This window comes from Pseudomonas sp. 05N434 (genome assembly GCF_056396965.1).
The window spans coordinates 1-4,163 of the sequence record NZ_JBFTMK010000455.1 but is presented as its reverse complement, the minus strand read 5'-3'; the positions used below and the strand labels follow the sequence as shown (position 1 = coordinate 4,163).

General features: G+C 55.5%; 4 protein-coding genes and 1 tRNA gene. 1 reads left to right on the top strand and 4 read right to left on the bottom strand.

What is annotated here, in order from left to right:
* On the top strand, positions 1–324 hold a 324-nt coding region (locus AC1DLB_RS23185), incomplete at its 5' end, for a hypothetical protein (protein ID WP_477785710.1).
* Positions 325–764: 440 nt separating this feature from the next.
* On the opposite strand, the gene AC1DLB_RS23180 is transcribed toward AC1DLB_RS23185, so the two are convergent.
* The 4 genes from AC1DLB_RS23180 to gacA all read right to left on the bottom strand — a co-directional run bounded on the left by AC1DLB_RS23180 (position 765) and on the right by gacA (position 3,965).
* Positions 765–840, bottom strand: a tRNA-Gly gene (locus tag AC1DLB_RS23180).
* Between the two features lie 63 nt (positions 841–903).
* Positions 904–1,464: a CDP-diacylglycerol--glycerol-3-phosphate 3-phosphatidyltransferase gene (gene pgsA, locus AC1DLB_RS23175; protein WP_007933765.1), complete on the bottom strand. Its 561-nt coding sequence runs from the start codon at positions 1,462–1,464 to the stop codon at positions 904–906.
* Positions 1,465–1,497: 33 nt separating this feature from the next.
* Positions 1,498–3,321, bottom strand: a complete 1,824-nt coding sequence (uvrC, locus tag AC1DLB_RS23170) for an excinuclease ABC subunit UvrC (protein ID WP_007933764.1) — start codon at positions 3,319–3,321, stop codon at positions 1,498–1,500.
* Between the two features lie 2 nt (positions 3,322–3,323).
* A complete protein-coding gene (gacA, locus tag AC1DLB_RS23165; protein ID WP_008015884.1) occupies positions 3,324–3,965 on the bottom strand; it encodes a response regulator transcription factor GacA in 642 nt (213 codons plus the stop codon).
* Positions 3,966–4,163: the final 198 nt, after the last annotated feature.

The window sequence follows — 4,163 nt, the reverse complement described above, 5'->3', positions numbered from 1 at the left end:
GTGCTAGATGGCGGAAATTTAGAAGATTCACTTTTAGCGCTGGGGTTATTTTCTGACCACCATATGGAACGCTTATTGATTTTCGCGAAGAAAGGACAGCTCTCAAAGCAGGAACTCAGTGACACCTTAACCATGCTTCCACTTTCATTGAGTGATAATCCAGCGGGCCAATTGGATTATCTAAAAGCAAGAAGAAATCGAGTGATGCGTGTAACGATAAAAAATCTATCTGAGCAGAAGGCTCTAGCACTTAGCACTATCGATAATTTTGAGTCCGAGATCAGGTCAAAAAACCCGCAACTCATTGAAAATCCTCAGCATTAGATTAGTGCTTTCATCACCCCCAAGCTCTACATCAAACTGGGCCGAGCCTCAATGTAACCGCCTTGAAGGTTCGCCAAGCCAGAAAGACTACTGTAAAAGAATTCTCGTCAGCAGCCAAGGCAGTGAGACGATCCTCTCTTCGAGTGGATCGAGGATCAATCCCCTTTCGCATTTTCAGTCAAAGGCATATGTACATCTCCTCGTCTCGATCGATTGAGGAAAGATGTACGGGTTCCAGCAATGCGTCATCTATCTGAAAACCGGCATGCCCTGGGATCGGATTTCGACGTACGTTTTAATGTACAAAAAAGCGTGGCTGGGGTTGGTTCTCAGTAGAAATCACTGGAACGAAAAAAGAGGCAAAAGCCTCTTTTTTCAATGCTGACAACAAAATAACGCGCAAAAAAAACGCCACTCAATGAGTGGCGTTTTTCTGTATTTGGAGCGGGAAACGAGACTCGAACTCGCGACCCCGACCTTGGCAAGGTCGTGCTCTACCAACTGAGCTATTCCCGCGTCTTGGTGAGGCGCATTCTATAGAATCCAGATGCCCCGTCAACCCCTTGATTCAAAAAAGTTTTATTTCTTTTCCACATCCGTCTTCAGATGCGGCCAGGCGGCCCGCAAGTACTGGACCATGGACCACAAGGTCAGGCCAGCGGACACCATCAGCAAAGCGTAGCCCATCAGGACCCAGAAGCTGAAGTCCGACGGATTGGCCAGCAGGATCACCAGCGCCAGCATTTGCGCGGCGGTTTTCCATTTGCCCAGGTTCGATACCGCCACATGGGCACGGGCACCGAGTTCGGCCATCCACTCGCGCAGTGCCGATACGACGATCTCGCGACCGATGATGACGGCGGCCGGCAGTGTGAGCCACAGGTTGCCGTGTTCTTGCACCAGCAGCACCAGCGCAACGGCGACCATCAGCTTGTCCGCAACAGGATCGAGGAAAGCCCCGAACGGTGTGCTTTGTTCCAGACGTCGGGCCAGATACCCGTCCAGCCAGTCGGTCGCGGCGGCAAAGGCAAAAACCGAAGCCGACGCCAGATAGCTCCAGTGGTAAGGCAAGTAAAACAGCAAAATGAAGATCGGGATGAGCAGGACGCGTAGAACGGTAATCAGATTAGGGATATTCATCGACACAACTGGCTACGAGGTGAGTTGGGCATTCTACTCGCTGTGCAGATTTGCATAAATCAACTCTGCGAGCTTTTTACTGATCCCGGGTGCTTTGGCGATCTCTTCGATGCTGGCACGAGACAGCTCCTGCAATCCACCAAAATGTTTCAACAAATCYCGTCGACGTGTCGGTCCGACACCGGCAACCCCCTCAAGCGTCGAGGTGCGGCGGGTTTTACCGCGCCGTGCACGGTGCCCGGTGATGGCAAAACGGTGAGCTTCGTCGCGGATCTGCTGGATCAAATGCAGCGCGGGGGAATCACCGCGCAAGGTGAATTCATGGGCCGCATCGTTGAGGTACAAGGTTTCGAAACCGGCCTTGCGCGTCGCCCCCTTGGCCACGCCCAGCAGAATCAGGTCGGGCACGGCCAGCTCATTGAGCACGTCACGGGCCATCGACAGCTGACCTTTACCACCGTCGACCAGCAGAATGTCCGGCAGTTTGCCCTCCCCGTCCTTCAACTTGCTGAAGCGTCGGGTCAGGGCCTGGTGCATCGCGGCATAGTCGTCGCCTGGCGTGACGCCTTCGATGTTGTAGCGGCGGTAGTCGGACTTGATCGGGCCTTCCGGGCCGAACACCACGCACGACGCCACGGTGGCCTCGCCACTGGAATGACTGATGTCGTAGCACTCGAGACGTTGCGGCGGCTCGTCCAGGCTCAGCACTTCGGCCAGGGCATCGAAACGTGCCGCGACGTGTTGCCGGTTCGCCAGACGTGCGCCCAGCGCCTGTTCGGCATTGGTGACCGCCAATTGCTGCCAGCGCGCGCGGGTGCCCCGTACACGATGACTGATGGTCAGTTCACGACCGCGCAGCTCTTCAATGGCCGCAATCAGGGTCGGAAAGTCTTCGTGAACCACGTTGACGATCAGCTCGCTCGGCAAGTCGCGTTCGGGACTGCTGATGAAGTACTGGCCGAGAAACGCCGCCATGACTTCGGAAACGTCTTCTTCAATACCCACCTGCGGGAAGAAGTTCTTGCTCCCCAACACCCGACCGCCGCGTACGCTGATCAAGTGCACACAGGCGCCACCCGGATTGACGAACGCTGCGATCACATCGACATCGCCCGTCCCGCCTTCCATGCTCTGCTGGTCCTGGACCCGCCGCAGCAATGAGATCTGGTCGCGCAATTCGGCGGCCCGTTCGAACTCCAGATTGACCGCCGCTTCCTCCATGGCCGCGGACAACTCGTCCGCCAACGCGTTGCTGCGCCCTTCAAGAAACATCACCGAGTGGCGAACATCTTCGGCATACACTTCGGGCTCGACCAGGCCGACACACGGCGCCTTGCAGCGCTTGATCTGGTATTGCAGGCAAGGTCGCGTGCGGTTCTTGTAATAGCTGTCTTCGCACTGACGTACAAAAAAAGCCTTTTGCAGCAGGCTCAGGCTTTCGCGGATCGCTCCTGCGCTGGGGTAAGGGCCGAAATACTTGCCCTTGGCCTTTTTCGCTCCGCGATGGATGCTCAAACGCGGGAACTGGCCATCCGAGAGAAAGACATAAGGGTAGGACTTATCGTCGCGCAGCAGGATGTTGTACGGCGGGCGCCATTCCTTGATCAGCGTCTGCTCGAGTAGCAAGGCCTCTGTTTCGTTGGCCGTGATGGTGGTTTCGACCTGGGCGATACGGCCTACCAGCGCGGCGGTCTTGGGGGCCAGACCGGTTTTGCGGAAGTAACTCGCCAAACGTTTCTTGAGATTCTTGGCTTTGCCGACATAAAGCAGACGGGCATCGCTGTCGAACATGCGATAGACACCCGGCCGCCCACTGACCGTCGACAGAAAAGCACTTGGATCGAAGGTTTCAGTCATTTTCAGAGGCTGGCATCAACCATGCCGTGACGAACCGCCAACAGCGTCAACTCGACATCGCTGCTGATCGAAAGCTTTTCGAAAATACGGTAACGGTAGGTATTCACTGTTTTTGGCGACAGGCACAGTTTGTCGGAGATGATCTGCACCTTCTGACAGCCGACAATCATCAACGCAATCTGGATTTCCCGCTCAGACAAGGCGTCGAACGGCGAATCGTTGGTTGGCTGGAACGATTTGATCGCCAGTTGCTGGGCAATTTGCGGGCTGATATAGCGCTGCCCGGCAAACACCAGGCGAATGGCCTGGACCATTTCCGGCAGTCCGGCGCCCTTGGTCAGGTAGCCCGCGGCACCTGCCTGTAACAGGCGGGTAGGAAACGGATCTTCTTCGCACACGGTGACCGCGACGACTTTGATGTCGGGATGACTGCGCAATAATTTGCGCGTGGCTTCAAGACCGCCGATCCCGGGCATCTTGACGTCCATCAGCACCACATCGGGTTTCAACTCACGCGCTTTGAGCAGGGATTCCTCTCCCGACTCGGCCTGACCGACTACTTGCAGGCCATCGATGTCAGCCAGCATTCGTGTAATGCCTGTACGAACGAGATCATGGTCATCGACTACTAGCACCCTAATCAAGCAGACACCTCGCGATTTGGTCTTATTGGGTTGCCGGACACCTTAGCAAAAAGCGACTGGCAGACCTAGCGGAAAGCAGCATATAAAAAGTGTCAATTCTTCTGGCGAGGCTTGCTGGCAGTGTGTTTCAGCGATGCAGTCCATTGATATCACGCTGCTGGCAGTGTGTTTCAGCGATGCAGTCCATTGATATCACGC

Bases quoted from the DNA above. Each gene is read 5' to 3' on its own strand.
- pgsA (WP_007933765.1), bottom strand. From the start codon at position 1,464: ATGAATATCCCTAATCTGATTACCGTTCTACGCGTCCTGCTCATCCCG.